Genomic DNA, 20,878 nt, shown 5'->3' with positions numbered 1-20,878 from the left:
CAGAGCATTATCGGCAGACACTCGCCGGACTTGAATTTTTCAGAACAGATTATCGATACTCATACTGTAGGTTTTGCTCACCTTGTCACTAACCGATTTCAATTGCTGAATCATATTGGTGAGTTTGCGGGCATATTCAGGATCGGTGGCATAACCTGCATCCTGTAACGCCTGCGCCCCCTGCTCGGCGCTGGCAGCGCGAGTCACGGCGGCGTAGCGTGGATTACGGGTTAACAGCCCAACGTAATCTGACAATGCTTCGAGATAAGAACCGTAAACACGAAACTTCGCCTTTATTTTCTTCGCTTCGCCGTTTTCATATTCAGTGGTGGTGATTTCAGTAACGGGTCCTTTCCAGTTACCTGACGCTTTTACGCCAAACACGTTGTAGCTCGGCTCGCCATTTTCGCGACGAATCTGCCGTTGTCCCCAGCCTGATTCCAGCGCCGCCTGGGCGAGGATCAGATGATGTGGCACACCACTTTGCTGGCTTGCCAACTGAGCTGGCTGCGAGAGCTGTGCAAGAAACGTTTTGCTGTCACCAGGCAGCAAAGCCTCGTAATTGCGCGGTACAGCTTTTTGCACCATCTGCCTGAGCGCTTTATTTTGAAAACTCATCACCGTTTCAAGTGGGAATTTCATCGGTCCCGCAGGCATCTCTTCTGCCGGCAATGGCTGCTCAGGCGTCATCTGTTTTACCATCATCTCCGCCAGTCCCAGACCTTTGCCCGCCGTCATCTGTTGGGCAATCTGCTGGTCATACATACTGGTGTAGAGGCGCGTGTGCTCGCTGCTGAACAGACCATCTTTCGGTAAGGCTTCACGCATGCTTTTTAGCATCATCTGCACAAACATCCCTTCCACCTGGCGAGCTACCGGGCGAATATTTGCTGCGGGATCTTTGCCCGCTTTCGCTTTCAGATCGTTAAGTGATTGTGCATCCCAGGCGGCACTCGCCAGCAGTTTGCTGTCGCTAATCATCAGATGATTTCCAGTTTTGCCCGCAGACATCCCGCGCTTTGCATAGATTGCAGTATGGACATTAAATCCATCGGAGTGGCTCCCAGGGCATTGAGCGCACGCACCACGTTTTTGAGGCTGGCGCTTGAACGTACGCTTTGCAATGAACCGCCGCTCTGGCGTAAGTCGATCTGCGTTTGTGGCGTAACCACGGTTTGTCCGCCACCAAACGGTGTATCTGGTTGGCTGACATTGGCCTGACGATTTACCGTAACCGAGAGATTGCCCTGCGCCACAGCACAGCTGTCGAGGGTCACTTCACGATTCATCACCACCGAGCCGGTGCGCGAATTAATCACCACTTTGGCGTCCTGCGGGGTGACATTGACCTGCATATTCTGGATATCGGCAAGGAAACGCACCTGGGAACTATTACCGCTCGGCACACGTACCTGAATAGTCCGCGCATCTAACGCCGTGGCGTTACCATATCCACTTGAGCGGTTAATGGTGTCGGCGATTTCCTGCGCCATCGCGAAGTCTTCGTCATTTAGCTGCAAATTGAGGGTATTGCCAGCGCCGAATTGGCTGGGCAATTCGCGCTCAATAATCGCACCGTTGGTGATCCGTCCGCCATTCAGTTGGTTAACCTGAACACTGCTGCCTCCCGCCGATGCCCCCGCGCCACCGACCAGAATATTGCCCTGCGCCAGTGCATAAACCTGGCTGTCGACGCCCTTAAGTGGTGTCATCAACAACGTACCGCCACGCAGACTTTTGGCATTACCCATGGAAGAAACCACCACATCAATGGTTTGCCCCTGGCGTCCAAACGGCGGCAGCGACGCCGTCACCATTACCGCAGCGACGTTTTTTAGCTGCATATTGGTGCCAGTCGGAACGGTAATTCCCAACTGTGAGAGCATGTTATTAAGCGTTTGAGTGGTAAACGGCGTCTGAGTCGTCTGGTCACCCGTACCGTCAAGGCCAACAACAAGACCATAACCAATCAGCGAGTTTTGCCGTACGCCCTGTACGCTGGTGAGATCGCGGATGCGGTCAGCCTGTGCAACGGTCGCTACCAGCAGAAGAATGAATACAGAGAGAAATTTAATCACCACAGCCTCACTTACATTGGCGACAGGTTAAGGAAGAAACGCTGTAACCAGCCCATGTTTTGTGCTTCGTTAATGTAGCCATTGCCCACGTACTCAATGCGCGCGTCTGCCACCTGGGTTGACGGTACAGTGTTGCTGCCACTGATGGTGCGTGGATTGACCACGCCGGAAAAACGAATAAATTCAGTACCCTGATTAATGGCTATCTGTTTTTCACCCACCACATGCAGGTTGCCGTTGACCAGCACCTGATCAACCGTCACGGTCAAGGTGCCGCTAAAGGTGTTGCTGGCATTAGCTCCGCCTTTGCCATTGAAGCTATTACCGCCAGAGGCATCGACATCGGCACGGGCATTACCGAACAGCCCTTGCAAATAGCGCGGCACAGTATCAAACCCAAAGTTGGTTTTTCCATCGCGGCTGGCATTAGCGGACGAACTCTTGCTGGCGCTGACATTTTCCTGCAACACAATAGTCAGCGTATCGCCGATATTGCGTGGTCGACGATCTTCAAATAACGGCTGATAGCCATAATTAATCGGCTGGGCAGACTGAAAAATGGAACCATTGGCGACGGGCGTCGGGCCGGGTACAGGTTGTGCCGTGGTCACCCCCTGCACCAACGGAGTAGACGGGATCCAGGCGCAGCCGGTCAGTGAAAGCACCAACAAGGTGGAAATACCGTAAGTATGCGCAGCGTTTTTTTGCATGGCTATCATCTTCAAAAATCAATAAACCGGTAAGTTGCCCTACCGGTATGTTTTAGAGTTGCGTCAGTTTTTGCAGCATCTGGTCGGTGGTGGATACCGCTTTACTGTTGATTTCGTAGGCGCGCTGTACCTGAATCATATTGACCAGTTCCTCAGCTACGTTGACGTTAGAAGTTTCAACATATCCTTGATACAACAACCCCGCGCCGTTCAGACCTGGCGTGCTTTCGTTCGGTGCGCCAGAGGATTGTGTTTCGGTGTAGAGGTTTTCGCCAATGCTCTCCAGGCCAGTGTCGTTCATAAAAGTGGTGAGATTGAGTTGTCCAACCTGAACCGGAGCGGCCTGGCCTTGCTGGGTAACGCTGACCACGCCATCACGACCAATGGTAATGCTTAACGCATTCGCCGGAATGGTGATTGCTGGCTGCACCTGAAAACCGCCCGCCGTCACCAGCTGCCCGTTCTGATCCACCTGGAAAGAGCCATCGCGGGTATAGGCTGATGAGCCATCCGGCAGCATAACCTGGAAAAATCCCTGCCCTTTAATCGCCACATCTTTGCTGTTATTGGTTTGCGACAGGTTGCCCTGACTGTGTAAGCGTTCAGTGGCGACCGGGCGCACCCCCGTACCGATTTGTAACCCGGATGGCAAGGTGGTTTGTTCGGAAGACTGTGCGCCAGGCTGGCGAATGGTTTGATAAAGCAGATCTTCAAACACTGCCCGCTGGCGCTTGAAACCATTGGTGCTGACGTTTGCCAGGTTGTTGGCAATGACGTCCATATTGGTTTGCTGGGCGTCGAGGCCCGTTTTGGCGATCCATAATGAACTGATCATAAAATGTCCTGTTGTGGATTACTGACAAATCGCATATGTCTTCTTGCCGGATGCGGCATCAACGCCTTATCCGGCCTACAAGGTCTTGCATCATCCCGTAGGCCCAATAAGCTTGCGCCTCGGCAACTTATGCTTGTCATTTATCCTTTCAATTAACTCATCGACAGCAGTTGGTTGGCGCGACCAGCGTTATCATCGACGCTGCTTATTACCTTCATCTGCATTTCAAAACGCCGCGCACTGGCAATCATGTCGCTCATTGCCGAAACGGCATTGACGTTACTACCTTCCAGCACGCCCGACATCACCCGTAACGTCGGGTCAGCCGGTAACATCGGACCACGCGTGGCCTGACTTTCCGCGCTCATACGAAAGATCCCGTCATCACCGCGCTGCACTTCACTGCCCATGGCTTTCACCAGTTTCAACCGTCCTACTGGTGCAACGGTATTTGCCGGATCGCCCGGATTGAGCGCCGAAATGGTGCCATCGGCGGCGATAGTAATTTCCGCCCCTTCCGGCACGGCAATCGGCCCCGCCTCGCCAATCACCGGATACCCCTGAATCGTCAGTTGTCCACCAGGATCAACCTGAATGCTGCCGTTACGCGTATACCCCTCGCTGCCGTCAGCGGTTTGCACGGCCAACCAGCCGTCCTGTTGTAATGCAACATCCAGGGGACGCGAGGTGTAATCCATCTTGCCGGACGTCATATCTGCGCCTGGCGTAGATGCCGTTACGAGCGTGCGCGTGGGCAGAGAAAGCCCTTCAACCGGTACCGCACGTAAGGCGTTTAACTGCGCGCGAAAACCGGGCGTGGAGGCATTCGCCAGATTACTGGCGGTCACCGCCTGTTGATTCAGCGTCTGGCTGGCGGCGCCCATCGCGGTATAAATTGCGTGATCCATCGAGCTATCCCGTCAGCAATTAGCGTAAGTTAACCAGCGTGTTGAGGATCTGGTCCTGGGTTTTGATGGTCTGGGCGTTAGACTGATAGTTACGCTGGGCGACAATCATATTGACCAGTTCTTTGCTGAGATCGACGTTGGACGCTTCCAGGGCGCCGTTGGTCAGTGCACCAAAATTACCGGTCCCGGCGGTTCCCAGCAACGCTACACCAGAAGACTGAGTTGCAGACCAGACGTTGTCGCCCTCTGATGCCAGTCCTTCGTTGTTGGCAAAGTTAGCCAGTACAATCTGCCCCAGCAATTGGGTTTGTTCGTTCGAATAGTTCCCGACTACCGTGCCGTCATCGTTGATTTGATAACTCACCAGATCGCCCGGTTTGTAACCGTTCTGGGTGGTCGCCACAATATTGTTAGCGCCAGTGTTTTGCTGCATGGAGTTGAGGAAGCTAAGGGAGAATGTTGCAGGATCCGCGCCATTAATCGCGCCAGTGGTAATATCCTTTGTTGGGTCCGACGTCAGAACACCATTGGCATCAAATTCCAGTGTTGTCGCTATCGTTGCAATGCTGTTTGGAGCACTACTGTCCTGGGTGTAGACATCCCAGGTATTATCCTGGGTCTTCACAAAGTAGACGCTCATGTCATGGGCATTACCCTGACTGTCATACACCGTTACCGAACCTTTTTTGTTATAGCTATCGGCATCACTGGCGCTGAATGGCGTCACGGTGGGAAGCGTATCACTGGAGTTAAGGTTAATCTGCATGGACGCCGTGGTTGTGGACTTCGCCGCCATCAAGGTATTTGGAATCGAAATACTGCCCGGATTCGCCCCTTGCTGGATGGTCGGAGGCGTACCGGCTGCCGGATACCCGGTCAACTGTAAACCTTGCATATTCACAAGGTTGCGGTTTTCATCCAGTTTGAATTGCCCGTTACGGCTGTAAAACACCGAGCCGTTACTGTCTACCAGACGGAAAAAACCGTTCTGGCTGATAGCGACATCCAGCCCACGGCCAGTATTTGTGGTCGTGCCGTCGGTAAAATCCTGAGTGATGCCTGCAACTTTTACCCCCAGTCCCACTTTCGAACCAGCAAACATATCAGCAAAAGAGGCCGTGCCGGATTTAAAGCCATAGGTGGCGGAGTTGGCGATATTGTTGCCAATAACATCGAGATTGGTGGCGGCAGCGTTTAATCCGCTAACCGCTTGAGAAAAGGCCATGACTGACTCCTGAAAATGTGAAGGCTTAAATTATCTGCCGTACTTCGTCGAGGGTGGTGGTGCCGTAAGTGCCGAGATCCAGCGTGTTACCGTTATTGCCACGAATCACGCCCTGTACCAGCGCAAACTGCAATGGCTGGGCAACCAACTGCGTACCGCCGTTGCTGGCGCTAATTGCCACGTTATAAGAACCGTTCGGCGCAGTCGTACCATCAGTCAACGTGCCGTCCCAGGTGAAACTGTGGACTCCGGCGCTGAGTTCGCCAATATCAATGGTGCGCACAACCGCGCCATTTTTATCGGTTATGGTCGCGGTCACTTTGTCTGCAGCCTGTTGCAGCTCAACACCAAACGGCGTGGTGGTGGTCACCGCCCCTTCTTCACTGCCTGTACCGGCAAGAATGGTGGTACCGGGGATCATCACGCCGTGACCAATCAGATTGCTGGCCTGTAGCGACTGGCTGTTATCAATCTGTCCGGAAATCGAACCGAGTGTGGTGTTGAGCTTTTCAATCCCGCTGACCGTGCTGATTTGCGCCAGTTGTGACGTCAGCTCGTTGTTTTCCATTGGATTAGTCGGATCCTGGTTTTTCAGTTGCGCCACCAGCAAAGTCAGAAAGCTACTCTGTAAATCTGCGGCGTTACTGCCCGTAATCGAACTACTGCTGGTGGTGCTAACGCCGGTATTTGTCGGATCGGTGGTGGTTACCGCAATGGACATGGCTTTCTCCTTTATTGACCGAGCGTGAGGGTTTTCAGCATCATGCTTTTCACCGTATTGAGCACTTCAACGTTGGCCTGATAGCTACGCGACGCCGACATGGTGTTAACCATCTCGCCTACCACATCGACGTTTGGCATTTTCACGTAGCCCTTCGCGTCCGCCAGCGGATTACCCGGTTCATAGACCAGTTTGTCCGGGGCCTGACTTTCAATCACGTCAGCCACTTTGACTCCGCCCGTCGCAGCCCCTGGCGCGGCGTTCACCTGGAACACCACCTGTTTTGCCCGATACGGCTGACCATCTGGCCCTGTCACGCTGTCGGCGTTGGCCAGGTTGCTGGCTGCCACGTTCAGACGCTGAGACTGAGCCGTTAACGCCGATCCGGCGATATCAAAAATATTCAGCAGTGCCATCCGTTAATTTCCGCTTTGTAATACGTTCATCATGCCTTTGATTTGCCCGCTCAACGCGCTAAGGCTCATCTGGTATTGCAGGCTGTTATCGGCAAACTGGGTGCGTTCGCGATCCATATCCACGGTATTGCCGTCCAGTGAAGGCTGGTCCGGAATACGGTATTGCAATTCTGTGGCAGAAGGTGATAACGCCTGTGCTGGAATATGCTGCGACGAGGTCAGCGTCAGCGCGACCACGCTGGTTTCATCCCTCCCGCGCTGCATCACTTTTTTAAGTTCACTGGCAAAATCCATATCGCGCGCCTGGTAACCAGGGGTATCAGCATTGGCGATATTTGCCGCCAGCACTTCCTGACGCTGGGCGCGCAGATTGAGTGCCTCTTGTTGAAAACGTAAGGCGGCGTCGAGCTTATCGAGCATATCTCCTCCGCAGGTATCAAAATTCTGCCGTCAGCTTAAATGCTTTACGCGCGCGTTATCGGCGGAATAAAAGCAAAATGGGTTGCTATTTATGCCGTTGATGGTCATTGCGTAAGGGTACAATTCAGGCTGTAAAAATGGCTGGGGGGCAAAAATGCTGACAATAAAGCGCTGTGTGGCGATCATCACCATGTTGTTCAGTCCACTGAGTGCGGCTGGCGATTTCCCCTCCCAGTTGCAAACCTTTTTCATTGCGCAACTGGCAGGACTAAGTGATGAAGTCCACGTCTCTATTCGCACCGCACCCAATTTATTGCCGCCGTGCGAACAGCCGCTGCTTTCCATGACCAATAACGCCCGCCTGTGGGGCAATGTGAATGTGCTGGCACGCTGCGGCAACGATAAGCATTACGTGCAAGTGAATGTACAGGCGACAGGGAATTATGTTGTTGCAACAATGCCTGTTGTGCGTGGGGGAAAGCTTGACGCTGGCAGCGTAAAACTTAAACGCGGAAGGCTGGATACACTACCGCCGCGTACCGTTCTGGATGTTAATCAATTGGTTGATGCGGTTAGTCTGCGCGATTTGCTCCCCGAACAACCTATACAGCTGAATATGCTGCGTCAGGCCTGGCGGGTAAAAGCAGGACAACGCGTTAACGTGATTGCCATTGGCGATGGGTTCAGTGCAAATGCTGAAGGTCTGGCGCTGAATAACGCTTCCGTCGCGCAAAAGGCCCGCGTGAGAATGATATCGGGTCAGGTAGTCAGTGGCGTAGTGGATGCCGATGGGAATATTCTTATAAACCTGTAAGCTATTAAAGATTGCCCGTCCATTGCCGATAAATAAGCAACAAATGATAAAAGCGCCCTCAATGAGGAATAAACCATGAGTATTGACCGCACTTCCCCCCTGAAGCCTGTAAGCACCGTTCAGCCACGCGAAACCAGTGAGGCTCCGGTAGCCAATACCCACACAGCAAAAACAACGGCTACCGCCAGTACCAGCGTCAAGTTAAGCGATGCGCAGGCAACACTGATGCAACCGGGCAGCAGTGATATCAATCTTGAACGCGTAGAAGCATTAAAATTGGCGATTCGTAATGGTGAACTAAAAATGGATGTCGGCAAAATTGCTGATGCGCTGATCAACGAAGTGCAACAAGATTTACTGAGTAAATAATCCGATGCCGCGTCTTGCTGAGATTCTCAACCAGATGTCTGTGGTGCTTAACGAGCTCAATATAGTGATGGTCCAGGAGCAGCAATATCTCTCTATGGGGCAGTTCACTGGTAGCCAGCTGCAACATATTACAGAACAAAAAAGCTCAATGCTGGCGACACTGGATTACCTGGAACAGCTGCGTCGGCAGGCACCGGATACAGAAAATAGCGACGATATTGCTCAATCCTGGCAGGAGATCACCGAGAAAACGCAGCAACTGCGCCAGTTAAATCAGCATAACGGCTGGCTACTGGAAGGACAGATTGAGCGCAATCAACAGGCATTGGAAATGCTGAAACCGCATCAGGAACCGACACTGTACGGGGCGAACGGTCAGACCTCAACCCCCTGGCGCGGTGGTAAAAAGATTGCTATCTGAAGATTTTCTCCGGCCTGCGATGCAGGCCGGAATTCAACGTTAAGCAGTACGACGAGCAAACTCTTTTACTTTGAAGCCCAACACCGCCAGTGCGGCAAAGTATGCTGCAATTCCCGCGACAACGACCGCCATCAAACGCAGTAAACGCCACGGCATAGTGCCCAACGACCAGTCCGGCATAATATGCAACATGCCTAAAAGCACACCAGACATCACCAGTACCGCCACAAGTAAACGCAGCAGAAACGCCATCCAGCCAGGTTGTGGGGTAAAGATTTTCTGCTTACGCAACTGCCAGTAAAGCAGCGAAGCATTCAGACACGCCGCCAGACCAATGGAAAGCGACAGTCCGGCATGTTTCAACGGGCCGATAAATGCAAGGTTCATCAATTGCGTCAAAATCAGCGTGACGATGGCAATTTTCACCGGCGTTTTAATGTCCTGCCGTGAATAAAAGCCCGGAGCCAACACTTTCACCACAATCAGGCCAATCAAACCTACCGAGTAGGCAATTAACGCCCGCTGGGTCATCAGCGCATCAAAGGCGGTAAATTTACCGTACTGGAACAGCGAAACGGTTAACGGACCGGAGAGGATGCCCAGCGCCACCGCGCTTGGCAGCGCCAGCAGGAAACAAAGACGCAGCCCCCAGTCCATCAGACGGTTGTATTCATCGTGATTGCCACTGGCAAAACTTTTCGACAGCGACGGCAGCAAAATGGTCCCCAGCGCCACGCCCAGTACACCGGACGGAAACTCCATCAAACGGTCGGCGTAATACATCCACGACACCGAACCAGAGGCAAGAAATGAGGCAAAAATAGTGTTGATGATTAAGGAAATCTGGCTAACAGAAACGCCAAGAATAGCCGGCCCCATCTGTTTCACTACGCGCATCGCCCCGGCATCGTGGAAGTTAATGCGCGGCAATACCAACATGCCAATCTTCTTCAGATGCGGTAGCTGATACACCAGCTGCAGGATGCCGCCGACCGTAACAGCCCACGCCAGCGCCAGCACCGGCGGATTAAAATACGGCGCAGCAAACAGCGCAAAGCCAATCATGCTGATATTGAGTAACGTCGGGGCAAATGCCGGAATCGAGAAACGGTTCCAGGTATTCAGAATCGCCCCCACCAGCGATGCCAGTGAAATCAATAGGATATAGGGAAAGGTAATTTGTAATAGCTGGGTGGTCAGGGCAAATTTGTCAGCTGTGTCAGCGAAGCCCGGCGCAGTCACCATTATCACCCACGGCGCGGCGAGCATACCGGCGACCGTCACAACCGCCAACGCCAGCGTCAGCAAACCAGAGACATAAGAGACAAAGACCCGCGTGGCATCTTCACCCTGCTTGCTTTTATATTCCGCCAGAATCGGCACGAAAGCCTGGGAGAATGCCCCTTCAGCAAAGATACGGCGTAACAAATTAGGAAGTTTGAACGCAACAAAAAAGGCGTCGGTTGCCATCCCTGCGCCAAATATTCTGGCGACAATAGCGTCACGTGCGAAGCCAAGCACACGCGAAAACATGGTCATCGAGCTGACGGCGGCCAGCGATTTTAATAAATTCATCGGTGTTCTAATCCAGACCCACGGGCAAAACGCCTGCAAGGCAGGCGCTGAAAGAGGCGAATAGTCTACCTGGATTATGGTGAATTGCTACCGCCAGATGTTACAGGGTTTATTCACTCATCGCATCGCGCCAGATCTTGTCAACGATGCGCTGCGCCAGCACCGCTTGTTCACCAGCGGTTTGTGGAACTGTCTGATTTTGCACGCATTCAATGAAATGACGCGCGCAACCGACAAATCCACGCTGCTCGAGGGTACTTTGCCAGCCAGGAATCGGTTTATGCACCACGCCCTGCCCGCGCTCCTCACGCCATTCGCGCATATCGGTGATGTCGATTAATGCCCCTTCAGTCACTGCCTGCACCGCTTCACGCTGACTTCCGGCACGGCGATGCATACAGGTGGTGATTTGTAATTGACCAACAGAAAAATGATGCTCGGCAAACAGCATTTCGCCTGACTCATTGGTCAGCAACGTACCGCTTTCGAGAGCTGCATTGCCGCCAGACAACCACAGCGCGGTATCAACCACATGCAGATAATCATCCAGCAAGGTGAAATAAAGATCGTGTGGCCCGACGCTATTGGTACGATGTTTATCCATTCTTAGCGAGGACGCACTGGCAAGCTGTGTTTTTAACTCACAGTACAGCGGAGCGAAACGGCGGTTAAAGCCGACCATCAGTGTCAGTTTTTTGCGCGCTGCGAGTTCAACCAGTCGCTCGGCATCGCGCAGATTTTCCGCCAGCGGTTTATCGACACAGACATGTACACCTGCATTTAATAACGCACTGACCACCTCAAAATGACTGGCGGTGCTGGAGTGAACAAATACCGCATCGCAACTGGTGGCAAGGTTAGATAACGAATCGGCGTAGGGAATGCGCCAGCTTTCACAAATTGTGATGGCTTTCTCACGCGTTGGCGACCATGCCCCCTGTAGCGTCCAGTCAGACGCCGCTGCCAGCACCGGCAGCCACGCTTTTTGCGCGATACCGCCTAAACCCACAATGCCGATACGTAATTTTTTCACGTTAATCTCCCAGATGGGCCAGCAACGAATCAAGACGCTGTTTCAGTTCTGCCACCTCGATTTCCAGGGCTTCGACGCGGGATTGTAAATCCCCGCCAACCGCGTCCGACGTTTCCGTGAGCACAGGCTGATCATCCACCTCACCACTGAAAAGATGCATATAGCGGCTTTCTCGTTTACCCGGTTCGCGAGCCAGACGAACGACAAAAGGTCCATCTTCGCGATTAGCCAGTTGTTCCAGCGTCGTTTCTACTTCCGTCATATCGCTGAATTCATACATCCGCGCCGCGCGACTGCGCAGTTCACCAGGCGTCTGAGCACCGCGCAACAACAAGGTGGTAATTAATGCGACTTCTGCGGCGCTAAGTTTCAGGTCACCAAACTCAGAGTTGCAGAAACGCTGTTCATATTTGGTGACTCGATTACCAAAGCCACTCACCGTGCGCAGATAATGGCGTTTTACCAGATTATCCAGTTGCTCCTGTACCTCGGATTCGCTCAGATTCATTACCGGTTCACGGTTTGTTTTCTGGTTACAGGCCGTTACCACGCCATTCACGGAAAGCGGGTATTGTTCCGGCGTCGTCACCTGTTTTTCCAGCAAACAGCCAATCACACGGGCTTCCAGTGCGGTAAGTTGATACTTCATGAAATTCTCCTTAGCGGCCGGGCGTCCAGTCCGGGGTGGTTAATGCCGTCAGTACGTGATCGCGCCATTTTCCATCAATCAATAAATAATCTTTCGCATAGCCTTCTTTTTCAAAACCCAAGCGCGCCAGCAAATCACCGCTGCGTTTATTGTGCGGCATATAGTTGGCCATAATGCGATGAATATGTTGGGTGCGTTGCATATAGCGAATGGCGGCGGTCAGAGCTTCAAACATTAGTCCTTTACCCTGCCATTTTTGTCCGATCGAATAACCGAGATAGCAGGCGTGAAAAGAGCCGCGTACCACATTGGAAAAATTGGCTACGCCAATTATTTCTTTCTCGTTCGGGTCGAGCAAAGCAAAGTAAAAGGCAGAGCCCTGTTTATGAAATTCGTTAATCATGCTTAACCTGGCCTGCCAGCCTGAAGGATAGCAGTGGCTTTCATCGCGCACTGGCTCCCAGGGCTTCAGGAAATGGCGATTCTCTGCGTAATAATCCGCCAGTCGCCAGGCATCACGTTCATGCACCAGACGCACGACCAATCGGTCGGTGGTTAAGCGCACTTTTGGCACGTTACTGCGATAGCCAAACATTCTATACCTACTCCTTCCCGTAACGTCTTTAATACGCTGTAAGTATTACTATACCTGCGCAACCAGAGCCTGTGAAAAGTCCCTAATGCCATTTTCTGCATTATTCACATATTTGATAAAAACTCTCTATCAAAGCGACGTTTTGATAAAAAAATATTGTCCCCGATATGATGGGAAAAGTCCTGGCGGCGATGCAGAATAGAAAGTGCTCATCTTTTATTTCCCGGGAGGGGAAATGTCGCGCGTGTCGCAGGCGAGGAACCTGGGTAAATATTTCCTTCTCGTCGATAATATGCTGGTCGTGCTGGGGTTCTTTGTTGTCTTCCCGCTGATCTCTATCCGCTTCGTTGATCAAATGGGCTGGGCCGCCGTAATGGTCGGTATTGCCCTCGGTCTGCGTCAGTTCATTCAGCAAGGATTAGGCATTTTCGGCGGTGCTATTGCCGACCGTTTTGGCGCTAAACCGATGATCGTTACTGGTATGCTAATGCGCGCTGCCGGATTCGCCACCATGGGCATCGCTCATGATCCCTGGATGCTGTGGTTTTCTTGTTTGCTCTCGGGCCTCGGCGGTACGTTATTTGATCCACCGCGTTCGGCGCTGGTGGTGAAATTAATTCGTCCGGAACAACGGGGCCGTTTTTTCTCCCTGTTGATGATGCAAGACAGCGCTGGTGCGGTCATTGGCGCGTTGCTGGGGAGTTGGTTATTGCAATACGATTTTCGCCTGGTCTGCGCCACGGGGGCAATTCTGTTTGTATTGTGTGCAGCGTTTAACGCCTGGTTGTTGCCCGCGTGGAAACTATCTACCGTGCGCACGCCAGTCCGCGAAGGCATGACCCGCGTGATGCGCGATAAACGTTTTGTCACCTATGTCCTGACACTCGCGGGCTACTACATGCTGGCTGTGCAGGTGATGCTGATGCTGCCGATTATGGTCAACGACGTCGCCGGAGCGCCCTCTGCCGTAAAATGGATGTATGCTATCGAAGCGTGTCTGTCGTTAACATTGCTCTACCCTATCGCCCGATGGAGCGAAAAGCGTTTTCGTCTGGAACATCGGTTGATGGCTGGGCTACTGGTGATGTCATTAAGCATGATACCCGTGGGCATGGTCAGTGGCCTGCAACAACTTTTCACCCTGATTTGTCCGTTTTATATTGGCTCGATCATTGCCGAACCTGCGCGTGAAACTCTTAGCGCCTCGTTGGCGGATGCACGGGCGCGCGGCAGTTATATGGGGTTTAGTCGGCTGGGCTTGGCGATAGGCGGCGCTATTGGCTATATCGGCGGCGGCTGGCTGTTTGACCTGGGCAAATCCACGCAACAACCGGAATTGCCGTGGATGATGTTGGGCGTTATTGGCATCATCACCTTCCTTGCGTTGGGCTGGCAATTTAGCCATAAACGTGCCGCGCGTCGGTTGCTGGAGCGCGACGCCTGAAAATGCCATGCTTTCTGTTACCATTGCTCGCCCTGTCAACCTGACGCGCCTTAACGGCTTGTTATTACCTGCCGTCGCAGAATTCAGTTTTTTCTGCTGGCGAGTTTAACGCTGGTGACACATGCTGCGTTGTGTCAGGATATTGACGCAGATCTCATGTCGAGGACTACCATGAACAAGTTTTTATTTGCCGCTGCATTGATCGTCAGTGGCCTGCTCGTTGGCTGTAATCAACTCACCCAATACACCATTACCGAACAAGAGATTAACCAGTCGCTTGCGAAACATAATAATTTCTCAAAAGATATCGGTTTGCCCGGCGTGGCTGATGCCCATATAGTTCTGACAAACCTGACCAGCCAAATTGGTCGCGAAGAGCCTAATAAGGTTACCCTAACCGGGGACGCCAATCTGGATATGAACTCTCTGTTCGGTAGCCAAAAAGCAACCATGAAACTGAAGCTGAAAGCGCTGCCTGTGTTTGATAAAGAGAAAGGCGCTATCTTCCTGAAAGAGATGGAAGTGGTCGACGCGACCGTGCAGCCGGAAAAAATGCAAACCGTGATGCAAACGTTACTTCCCTATTTGAATCAGGCATTACGCAATTACTTTAACCAGCAACCGGCTTACATCCTGCGCGAAGATGGCAGCAAAGGAGAAGCAATGGCTAAAAAACTGGCAAAAGGCATTGAAGTGAAACCGGGTGAAATAGTCATTCCGTTCACTGATTAATCACGTGGGCGCATTTGCGCCCTTTATTTTTCGTGCAAAGGAAAACGTTTCCGCTTATCCTTTGTGTCCGGCAAAAACATCCCTTCAGCCGGAGCATAGAAATTAATGACTGCACCATCCCAGGTATTAAAGATCCGCCGCCCAGACGACTGGCACCTTCACCTCCGCGATGGCGACATGTTAAAAACTGTCGTGCCGTATACCAGCGAAACCTATGGTCGGGCCATCGTTATGCCCAATCTGGCACCGCCTGTAACCACAGTTGAGGCTGCAGTGGCTTATCGCCAACGTATTCTTGACGCCGTACCGGACGGACACGATTTCACCCCGCTGATGACCTGTTATTTAACAGACTCGCTGGACCCCAATGAGCTGGAGCGTGGATTTAACGAAGGTGTGTTCACCGCCGCAAAACTTTACCCTGCGAATGCCACCACCAACTCCAGCCACGGCGTGACGTCGGTTGAGGCGATCATGCCAGTACTTGAGCGCATGGAAAAAATCGGTATGCCGCTGCTAGTGCATGGCGAAGTGACCCATGCTGACATCGACATTTTTGACCGTGAAGCGCGCTTTATTGAGACGGTCATGGAGCCGCTGCGCCAGCGCCTGACCGCGCTGAAAGTCGTTTTCGAGCACATCACCACCAAAGATGCTGCCGACTATGTTCGTGACGGAAATGAACTATTGGCCGCCACCATTACTCCCCAGCATCTGATGTTTAACCGTAACCATATGCTGGTTGGCGGTGTGCGTCCGCATCTCTACTGTCTGCCGATCCTCAAACGCAATATTCACCAACAGGCACTGCGTGAGCTGGTCGCCAGTGGTTTTGATCGCGTTTTTCTCGGTACCGATTCCGCGCCACATGCGCGTCATCGTAAAGAGAGTAATTGCGGCTGTGCAGGTTGCTTTAATGCGCCAACGGCGCTGGGAAGTTACGCCACCGTATTTGAAGAGATGAATGCACTACAGCATTTTGAAGCATTCTGTTCTTTAAACGGGCCGAAATTCTATGGATTACCGGTCAATGAATCGTTTATTGAACTGATACGTGAAGAGCAGAAAATTGCTGAAAGCATCGCTCTGACAGACGACACGCTTGTTCCTTTCCTGGCTGGGGAAACTGTACGTTGGTCTGTTAAGCAATAAAAAACGTAGCCGCCTGTTGTCTTTAGATTATTTTGCCTGTATAAATAACCAGTATATTCAACAGGGGGCTATTATGCGAATTGAAGTCACCATAGCGAAAACTTCTCCACTACCCACTGGCGCCATTGACGCTCTGGCGGGTGAACTTTCTCGCCGCATTCAGTATGCGTTTCCGGACAATGAAGGTCACGTATCGGTACGATATGCTGCGGCAAATAATTTATCGGTTATTGGTGCAACAAAAGAAGATAAACAGCGCATTAGCGAAATTCTACAAGAAACGTGGGAAAGCGCCGATGACTGGTTTGTTAGCGAATAATATGCAGTGATGTTTGTTTTTGCCGGGTCGCCCCGGCTTTTTTATATTTTAAGATTGTTCGTACAATTTTTACACTTCCTCAAAATAATTGCACAATATGCTAAAAAAATATGAATGACATGCTGTTTTATTGTTCATATAAATCTTAAAAGCAAAAAAATATCTCGCCCCCCCTTTAAAATTTCGGTGAATACCCATATTTATTGATATACTGAAGTTGCTTCAGATAAAAACGCATTGAACCTCGAATAACGTTGTCTAGTAACACGAATTAGGGGGCCATGATGGAAAAAAACAATGAAGTCATTCAGACTCATCCGCTCGTAGGGTGGGACATCAGCACCGTTGATAGCTATGATGCTCTGATGTTGCGTTTGCACTACCAGACCCCAAATAAGTCCGAGCAGGAAGGGACTGAAGTTGGTCAGACACTCTGGTTAACTACTGATGTTGCCAGACAATTTATTTCGATATTAGAAGCAGGAATCGCCAAAATTGAATCTGGTGATTTCCATGTCAATGAGTATCGTCGTCATTAACATGACATGACCATCCACCCAAAAGGCACCTTACCGGTGCCTTTACCATTTCTGGGTTGTATATCGTTTGTTACTTATTTACTCTGCTTAAACCATGAGAGCAGAGAGAAAAAAATGAAATACGATCTCATCATTATTGGCAGCGGTTCCGTAGGCGCTGCAGCCGGATATTATGCCACCCAGGCCGGTTTGAAAGTGCTGATGACCGACAGCCATATGCCACCACATCAACACGGCAGTCACCACGGAGATACGCGATTAATTCGCCATGCTTATGGCGAAGGCGAAAAGTATGTCCCGCTAGTGCTCCGTGCCCAAACCCTGTGGGATGAACTCTCCCGTCACAACGAAGAGAATCCTATTTTTGTGCGCTCAGGGGTTATCAACCTCGGCCCTGCCGACTCCAAGTTTCTCGCCAATGTCGCTCACAGCGCCAATCAATGGCAACTCAACGTCGAGGAGTTGGATGCACAAGCCATTATGTCTCGCTGGCCGGAAATACGCGTCCCTGACAACTATATCGGGCTATTTGAGGCCGACTCCGGTTTTTTACGCAGTGAGCTGGCGATTAAAACCTGGATCCAACTGGCGAATGAAGCGGGCTGCGCGCAACTGTTTAACTGTCCGGTCACCGCAATTCGTCATGACGATAACGGCGTAACTATTGAAACGGCGGACGGCGAATACCAGGCGAAGAAAGCGCTCGTCTGCGCTGGTACCTGGATAAAAGAGCTGCTACCAGAACTACCCATCCAGCCCGTACGTAAAGTATTCGCCTGGTATCAGGCCGATGGCCGCTATAGCGTGAAGAATAAATTCCCGGCCTTTACCGGTGAATTGCCCAATGGCGATCAATACTACGGTTTTCCGGCGGAAAACGATGCTCTGAAGATTGGGAAACATAACGGTGGTCAGGAAATTCATTCAGCGGATGAACGTGTTCCGTTTGCGGAAATCGACAGTGACGGTTCCGAAGCGTTCCCATTCTTACGCAGTGTGTTGCCAGGTATCGGCTGCTGCCTGTACGGCGCTGCCTGTACCTATGATAATTCGCCTGACGAAGATTTTATTATCGATACCCTACCAGGACACGCTAATACGCTGCTGATTACCGGCCTGAGTGGGCATGGCTTTAAATTTGCTTCAGTATTAGGGGAAATAGCCGCTGACTTTGCGCAAGACAAAAAAATCGATTTTGATTTAACGCCATTCCGGCTTTCCCGCTTCCAATAATCATCATCACGGCCTCTAAGTTGAGGCCGTTTTTACAGGAGCTTTTAATGCGTCGCCTGGTGAACTATCTCATCAATAATATTCGCGAACATCTCATGCTTTATCTTTTTCTTTGGGGGGTATTGGCGATTATGGATCTGATCTATGTGTTTTATTTTTAATCACCAGATGCTGACATAAACTGACAAAAACTTAATTTCCCTTTCATTTGGCGTGAAAAATTGAATAACCTTATTCCTGTCGCAACAGCATTCACCAGACATCCCTCCCCCTGAAACCACTAAACTTATGAAGGTTCTTTCATTATTAAATCAAAATTATTGAAATAAAAATAAATATCATTCGGATTGTTGTTTTTAAGTTGCAATTCATCTCATGACAGGCCATTTTCATTGCCTCGTGAATATGTTCTGGATGCAGTTATGCAATTCATAAATTCCCCTCAACGCTATGGTGTTATTTCTGCCGCTTTACATTGGCTGACGGCAATTATTGTCTATGGCATGTTTGCTTTAGGTTTGTGGATGGTAACGTTAAGTTATTACGACGGTTGGTATCACAAAGCGCCAGAGTTGCATAAAAGCATCGGTATTTTGTTAATGATGGGGCTGGTTATTCGCGTTCTCTGGCGTTTAATTTCTCCTCCGCCAGGTCCACTGAAAAGCTATTCCCCCGGTATACGTTACGGAGCGAAAGCAGGCCATCTGGCTCTTTATCTTTTGCTCTTTGCTATTGGCATGAGCGGCTACCTTATCTCGACCGCCGATGGCAAACCCATCAGCATCTTTGGTTGGTTTGAAATCCCCGCAACGCTTGCCGACGCCGGCACGCAAGCTGACTTAGCAGGAGCGCTACATTTCTGGTTTGCCTGGAGTGTCGTCGTCCTGTCAGTTATGCACGGATTTATGGCACTGAAACATCATTTCATCGATAAAGACGACACTCTGAAGCGCATGCTGGGAAAGTCGTCATCTGACTATGGAGTATAAAAAATGAAAAAAAGCCTGCTTGGTTTAACCTTCGCTTCCCTGTTGTTCTCTGCCGGTTCAGCTATCGCTGCCGATTACAAAATTGACAAAGAAGGCCAGCACGCCTTTGTCAATTTCCGCATTCAACATCTGGGCTACAGCTGGGTTTACGGCACTTTTAAAGATTTCGACGGTACTTTTACGTTTGATGAAAAGAATCCAGCTGCCGATAAAGTTAATGTCACCATTAACACCACCAGCGTGGATACCAACCATGCCGAGCGCGATAAACATCTGCGCAGCGCGGATTTCCTCAACACAGCAAAATATCCGCAGGCAACCTTTACATCCACTAGCGTAAAGAAAGACGGTGACGAGCTGGATATCACAGGTGATCTGACACTGAATGGCGTAACTAAACCAGTAACGCTGGAAGCGAAGTTGATTGGTCAGGGCGATGATCCGTGGGGCGGTAAACGTGCAGGCTTCGAAGCTGAAGGTAAAATTAAGCTGAAAGACTTCAATATCAAGTCAGATTTAGGTCCGGCCTCTCAGGAAGTTGATCTGATTATTTCGGTGGAAGGTGTACAGCAGAAATAATGCTGAAATGTTGCCGGATGACGCGCATCCGGCAATGATGTTTATTCCGCAGGATCAGGTATGCCCAGTGTCGTGTTCAGGCGCCCCCGCGACTTATTAAAGATTTTATTGCCATTTTCTCGCCCGGCTCGACGGCGTCGCTGTTCTTCTGGCGATAACGCGCTCTCTTCGCAGCAAATCTCACTACAACAACCCTTGAATTTCTCAGCACACGTAGGACACTGGATAAACAGCAAATGACAGCCATCATTTTTACAGTTGGTATGGCTGTCGCATGGTGTGCCGCACTGATGGCAATGCGCAATAATTTCATCAGAGATGCGCTCCCCCATCCGTTCGTCAAAAACGAAATTTTTGCCAATAAAACGCACTGGTAAGCCTTGCTCGCGCGCCTTACGGGCGTATTCAATAATGCCGCCTTCAATATGCCAGACTTTATTAAAGCCGTTATGCTTCATCCATGCACTGGCCTTTTCGCAACGAATGCCACCAGTACAGTACATAACGATTTTTTTATCTTTATGCGTCTGCATCATCTCAACCGCTTTCGGTAGTTGTTCACGAAAGGTATCAGCAGGAATTTCCAGCGCATTTTCGAAATGACCGACTTCATATTCATAGTGGTTGCGCATATCGATAAACAGCGCATCGGGATCATCAAGCATGGCATTCACTTCCGCTGCTTGCAGGTATTCCCCGACATTTGTGGCGTCAAATTGAGGATCGTCAATCCCGTCGGCGACAATCCGCTCGCGGACCTTCATGCGCAGCACCCAGAAGGATTTTCCGTCATCATCCAACGCGATATTCAGGCGTAAACCCTCTAACGCAGGATCAAAAGCATAAAGCTGTGCGCGAAATGTCTCGACGTTGCTCGCGGGTACACTAATTTGCGCGTTGATCCCCTCATGTGCCAGATAGACCCGGCCAAAAACATTCAACGAGGCAAATAGCTGATATAAAGCATCGCGGATCACTTTAGGATCGGCAATATGGAAATATTTATAAAACGAAATGGTGGTGCGCGGTTCACTCTCGGCCAGCATTTTGGCTTTCAGTGCGTCATTGGAAATGCGGTTATGTAACACTGGCATGGTGTACGGTTCCTGCGAGGTGGGAAAG

General features: G+C 50.9%; 26 protein-coding genes. 12 read left to right on the top strand and 14 right to left on the bottom strand.

The features are described 5' to 3' along the window. Positions 1–39: 39 nt before the first annotated feature. The 9 genes from flgJ to flgB all read right to left on the bottom strand — a co-directional run bounded on the left by flgJ (position 40) and on the right by flgB (position 7,313). Positions 40–981, bottom strand: a complete 942-nt coding sequence (gene flgJ / locus A9180_RS10400) for a flagellar assembly peptidoglycan hydrolase FlgJ (RefSeq protein ID WP_064528555.1) — start codon at positions 979–981, stop codon at positions 40–42. Next, positions 981–2,078 (bottom strand): flagellar basal body P-ring protein FlgI, encoded by a 1,098-nt coding sequence (gene flgI / locus A9180_RS10395; protein WP_064528553.1) that lies wholly within the window; start codon positions 2,076–2,078, stop codon positions 981–983. Before flgI ends, flgJ begins: the two co-directional genes overlap by 1 nt. 11 nt (positions 2,079–2,089) lie before the next feature. Continuing rightward, positions 2,090–2,788, bottom strand: a complete 699-nt coding sequence (gene flgH / locus A9180_RS10390) for a flagellar basal body L-ring protein FlgH (RefSeq protein WP_064528551.1) — start codon at positions 2,786–2,788, stop codon at positions 2,090–2,092. Between the two features lie 52 nt (positions 2,789–2,840). Further along, positions 2,841–3,623 (bottom strand): flagellar basal-body rod protein FlgG, encoded by a 783-nt coding sequence (flgG, locus tag A9180_RS10385; RefSeq protein WP_000625837.1) that lies wholly within the window; start codon positions 3,621–3,623, stop codon positions 2,841–2,843. Positions 3,624–3,775: 152 nt separating this feature from the next. Beyond that, positions 3,776–4,531, bottom strand: coding sequence for a flagellar basal-body rod protein FlgF (flgF, locus tag A9180_RS10380; RefSeq protein WP_064528549.1), 756 nt, complete (start codon positions 4,529–4,531; stop codon positions 3,776–3,778). A gap of 19 nt (positions 4,532–4,550) precedes the next feature. Continuing rightward, positions 4,551–5,756 (bottom strand): flagellar hook protein FlgE, encoded by a 1,206-nt coding sequence (gene flgE / locus A9180_RS10375; RefSeq protein ID WP_064528547.1) that lies wholly within the window; start codon positions 5,754–5,756, stop codon positions 4,551–4,553. 25 nt (positions 5,757–5,781) lie between these two features. Further along, on the bottom strand, positions 5,782–6,477 hold the full coding sequence (gene flgD / locus A9180_RS10370; protein ID WP_064528545.1) for a flagellar hook assembly protein FlgD: 696 nt from the start codon (positions 6,475–6,477) through the stop codon (positions 5,782–5,784). Positions 6,478–6,488: 11 nt separating this feature from the next. Further along, complete coding sequence (gene flgC, locus A9180_RS10365; RefSeq protein ID WP_001196460.1) at positions 6,489–6,893, bottom strand: flagellar basal body rod protein FlgC; 405 nt, start codon at positions 6,891–6,893, stop codon at positions 6,489–6,491. A 3-nt stretch (positions 6,894–6,896) separates the two neighbouring features. After that, positions 6,897–7,313 (bottom strand): flagellar basal body rod protein FlgB, encoded by a 417-nt coding sequence (gene flgB, locus A9180_RS10360; protein ID WP_064528544.1) that lies wholly within the window; start codon positions 7,311–7,313, stop codon positions 6,897–6,899. A 154-nt stretch (positions 7,314–7,467) separates the two neighbouring features. Between flgB and flgA the strand changes: the two genes are divergently transcribed. The 3 genes from flgA to flgN all read left to right on the top strand — a co-directional run bounded on the left by flgA (position 7,468) and on the right by flgN (position 8,917). Then, positions 7,468–8,127, top strand: coding sequence for a flagellar basal body P-ring formation chaperone FlgA (gene flgA / locus A9180_RS10355; RefSeq protein WP_064528542.1), 660 nt, complete (start codon positions 7,468–7,470; stop codon positions 8,125–8,127). Between the two features lie 75 nt (positions 8,128–8,202). Then, a complete protein-coding gene (flgM, locus tag A9180_RS10350; protein ID WP_064528540.1) occupies positions 8,203–8,496 on the top strand; it encodes a flagellar biosynthesis anti-sigma factor FlgM in 294 nt (97 codons plus the stop codon). A gap of 4 nt (positions 8,497–8,500) precedes the next feature. Continuing rightward, on the top strand, positions 8,501–8,917 hold the full coding sequence (gene flgN, locus A9180_RS10345) for a flagella biosynthesis chaperone FlgN (RefSeq protein WP_064528538.1): 417 nt from the start codon (positions 8,501–8,503) through the stop codon (positions 8,915–8,917). A 39-nt stretch (positions 8,918–8,956) separates the two neighbouring features. Here the strand turns inward: flgN and murJ are convergent, their stop codons facing one another. The 4 genes from murJ to rimJ all read right to left on the bottom strand — a co-directional run bounded on the left by murJ (position 8,957) and on the right by rimJ (position 12,769). Then, complete coding sequence (gene murJ / locus A9180_RS10340) at positions 8,957–10,492, bottom strand: murein biosynthesis integral membrane protein MurJ (protein ID WP_064528537.1); 1,536 nt, start codon at positions 10,490–10,492, stop codon at positions 8,957–8,959. 109 nt (positions 10,493–10,601) lie between these two features. After that, a complete protein-coding gene (locus A9180_RS10335; RefSeq protein WP_064528535.1) occupies positions 10,602–11,525 on the bottom strand; it encodes a Gfo/Idh/MocA family protein in 924 nt (307 codons plus the stop codon). A gap of 1 nt (position 11,526) precedes the next feature. Further along, the gene (locus A9180_RS10330) at positions 11,527–12,174 is read right to left on the bottom strand and encodes a YceH family protein (protein ID WP_064528533.1); all 648 of its coding nucleotides are present in this window, start codon (positions 12,172–12,174) and stop codon (positions 11,527–11,529) included. A 10-nt stretch (positions 12,175–12,184) separates the two neighbouring features. Next, positions 12,185–12,769 (bottom strand): ribosomal protein S5-alanine N-acetyltransferase, encoded by a 585-nt coding sequence (rimJ, locus tag A9180_RS10325; RefSeq protein WP_064528531.1) that lies wholly within the window; start codon positions 12,767–12,769, stop codon positions 12,185–12,187. A 235-nt stretch (positions 12,770–13,004) separates the two neighbouring features. On the opposite strand from rimJ, the gene mdtH reads away from it, so the two are divergent. The 9 genes from mdtH to A9180_RS10280 all read left to right on the top strand — a co-directional run bounded on the left by mdtH (position 13,005) and on the right by A9180_RS10280 (position 19,756). After that, complete coding sequence (mdtH, locus tag A9180_RS10320; RefSeq protein ID WP_064528529.1) at positions 13,005–14,213, top strand: multidrug efflux MFS transporter MdtH; 1,209 nt, start codon at positions 13,005–13,007, stop codon at positions 14,211–14,213. A 171-nt stretch (positions 14,214–14,384) separates the two neighbouring features. Further along, positions 14,385–14,945, top strand: coding sequence for a lipoprotein (locus A9180_RS10315; RefSeq protein ID WP_064528527.1), 561 nt, complete (start codon positions 14,385–14,387; stop codon positions 14,943–14,945). Positions 14,946–15,050: 105 nt separating this feature from the next. Next, positions 15,051–16,097, top strand: a complete 1,047-nt coding sequence (gene pyrC, locus A9180_RS10310; RefSeq protein WP_064528525.1) for a dihydroorotase — start codon at positions 15,051–15,053, stop codon at positions 16,095–16,097. A gap of 73 nt (positions 16,098–16,170) precedes the next feature. Then, the gene (dinI, locus tag A9180_RS10305) at positions 16,171–16,416 is read left to right on the top strand and encodes a DNA damage-inducible protein I (protein WP_001217771.1); all 246 of its coding nucleotides are present in this window, start codon (positions 16,171–16,173) and stop codon (positions 16,414–16,416) included. Between the two features lie 284 nt (positions 16,417–16,700). Further along, positions 16,701–16,955 (top strand): biofilm formation regulator BssS, encoded by a 255-nt coding sequence (bssS, locus tag A9180_RS10300; protein WP_000414435.1) that lies wholly within the window; start codon positions 16,701–16,703, stop codon positions 16,953–16,955. Between the two features lie 114 nt (positions 16,956–17,069). Further along, positions 17,070–18,188, top strand: coding sequence for an N-methyl-L-tryptophan oxidase (solA, locus tag A9180_RS10295; protein WP_064528524.1), 1,119 nt, complete (start codon positions 17,070–17,072; stop codon positions 18,186–18,188). Between the two features lie 47 nt (positions 18,189–18,235). Further along, the gene (locus A9180_RS10290) at positions 18,236–18,349 is read left to right on the top strand and encodes a YceO family protein (protein ID WP_001253741.1); all 114 of its coding nucleotides are present in this window, start codon (positions 18,236–18,238) and stop codon (positions 18,347–18,349) included. 261 nt (positions 18,350–18,610) lie between these two features. Next, positions 18,611–19,177: a cytochrome b gene (locus tag A9180_RS10285; protein WP_064528522.1), complete on the top strand. Its 567-nt coding sequence runs from the start codon at positions 18,611–18,613 to the stop codon at positions 19,175–19,177. A gap of 3 nt (positions 19,178–19,180) precedes the next feature. Continuing rightward, a complete protein-coding gene (locus tag A9180_RS10280) occupies positions 19,181–19,756 on the top strand; it encodes a YceI family protein (RefSeq protein ID WP_064528519.1) in 576 nt (191 codons plus the stop codon). A gap of 41 nt (positions 19,757–19,797) precedes the next feature. On the opposite strand, the gene A9180_RS10275 is transcribed toward A9180_RS10280, so the two are convergent. Next, positions 19,798–20,850: a rhodanese-related sulfurtransferase gene (locus tag A9180_RS10275; protein ID WP_064528517.1), complete on the bottom strand. Its 1,053-nt coding sequence runs from the start codon at positions 20,848–20,850 to the stop codon at positions 19,798–19,800. Positions 20,851–20,878 lie beyond the last annotated feature (28 nt).

Source organism: Escherichia sp. B1147 (genome assembly GCF_001660175.1).
In the GTDB taxonomy this organism is placed as follows: domain Bacteria; phylum Pseudomonadota; class Gammaproteobacteria; order Enterobacterales; family Enterobacteriaceae; genus Escherichia; species Escherichia whittamii.
This window is presented reverse-complemented; position numbering and strand designations above follow the sequence as displayed.

Bases quoted from the DNA above. Each gene is read 5' to 3' on its own strand.
- A9180_RS10315 (WP_064528527.1), top strand. From the start codon at position 14,385: ATGAACAAGTTTTTATTTGCCGCTGCATTGATCGTCAGTGGCCTGCTC.
- flgG (WP_000625837.1), bottom strand. From the start codon at position 3,623: ATGATCAGTTCATTATGGATCGCCAAAACGGGCCTCGACGCCCAGCAA.
- pyrC (WP_064528525.1), top strand. From the start codon at position 15,051: ATGACTGCACCATCCCAGGTATTAAAGATCCGCCGCCCAGACGACTGG.
- flgD (WP_064528545.1), bottom strand. From the start codon at position 6,477: ATGTCCATTGCGGTAACCACCACCGATCCGACAAATACCGGCGTTAGC.
- dinI (WP_001217771.1), top strand. From the start codon at position 16,171: ATGCGAATTGAAGTCACCATAGCGAAAACTTCTCCACTACCCACTGGC.
- A9180_RS10280 (WP_064528519.1), top strand. From the start codon at position 19,181: ATGAAAAAAAGCCTGCTTGGTTTAACCTTCGCTTCCCTGTTGTTCTCT.
- A9180_RS10285 (WP_064528522.1), top strand. From the start codon at position 18,611: ATGCAATTCATAAATTCCCCTCAACGCTATGGTGTTATTTCTGCCGCT.
- A9180_RS10275 (WP_064528517.1), bottom strand. From the start codon at position 20,850: ATGCCAGTGTTACATAACCGCATTTCCAATGACGCACTGAAAGCCAAA.
- mdtH (WP_064528529.1), top strand. From the start codon at position 13,005: ATGTCGCGCGTGTCGCAGGCGAGGAACCTGGGTAAATATTTCCTTCTC.
- flgA (WP_064528542.1), top strand. From the start codon at position 7,468: ATGCTGACAATAAAGCGCTGTGTGGCGATCATCACCATGTTGTTCAGT.
- flgF (WP_064528549.1), bottom strand. From the start codon at position 4,531: ATGGATCACGCAATTTATACCGCGATGGGCGCCGCCAGCCAGACGCTG.
- flgB (WP_064528544.1), bottom strand. From the start codon at position 7,313: ATGCTCGATAAGCTCGACGCCGCCTTACGTTTTCAACAAGAGGCACTC.
- solA (WP_064528524.1), top strand. From the start codon at position 17,070: ATGAAATACGATCTCATCATTATTGGCAGCGGTTCCGTAGGCGCTGCA.
- flgE (WP_064528547.1), bottom strand. From the start codon at position 5,756: ATGGCCTTTTCTCAAGCGGTTAGCGGATTAAACGCTGCCGCCACCAAT.
- flgM (WP_064528540.1), top strand. From the start codon at position 8,203: ATGAGTATTGACCGCACTTCCCCCCTGAAGCCTGTAAGCACCGTTCAG.
- murJ (WP_064528537.1), bottom strand. From the start codon at position 10,492: ATGAATTTATTAAAATCGCTGGCCGCCGTCAGCTCGATGACCATGTTT.
- flgN (WP_064528538.1), top strand. From the start codon at position 8,501: ATGCCGCGTCTTGCTGAGATTCTCAACCAGATGTCTGTGGTGCTTAAC.
- bssS (WP_000414435.1), top strand. From the start codon at position 16,701: ATGGAAAAAAACAATGAAGTCATTCAGACTCATCCGCTCGTAGGGTGG.
- A9180_RS10290 (WP_001253741.1), top strand. From the start codon at position 18,236: ATGCGTCGCCTGGTGAACTATCTCATCAATAATATTCGCGAACATCTC.
- rimJ (WP_064528531.1), bottom strand. From the start codon at position 12,769: ATGTTTGGCTATCGCAGTAACGTGCCAAAAGTGCGCTTAACCACCGAC.
- flgJ (WP_064528555.1), bottom strand. From the start codon at position 981: ATGATTAGCGACAGCAAACTGCTGGCGAGTGCCGCCTGGGATGCACAA.
- A9180_RS10330 (WP_064528533.1), bottom strand. From the start codon at position 12,174: ATGAAGTATCAACTTACCGCACTGGAAGCCCGTGTGATTGGCTGTTTG.
- flgC (WP_001196460.1), bottom strand. From the start codon at position 6,893: ATGGCACTGCTGAATATTTTTGATATCGCCGGATCGGCGTTAACGGCT.
- flgH (WP_064528551.1), bottom strand. From the start codon at position 2,788: ATGCAAAAAAACGCTGCGCATACTTACGGTATTTCCACCTTGTTGGTG.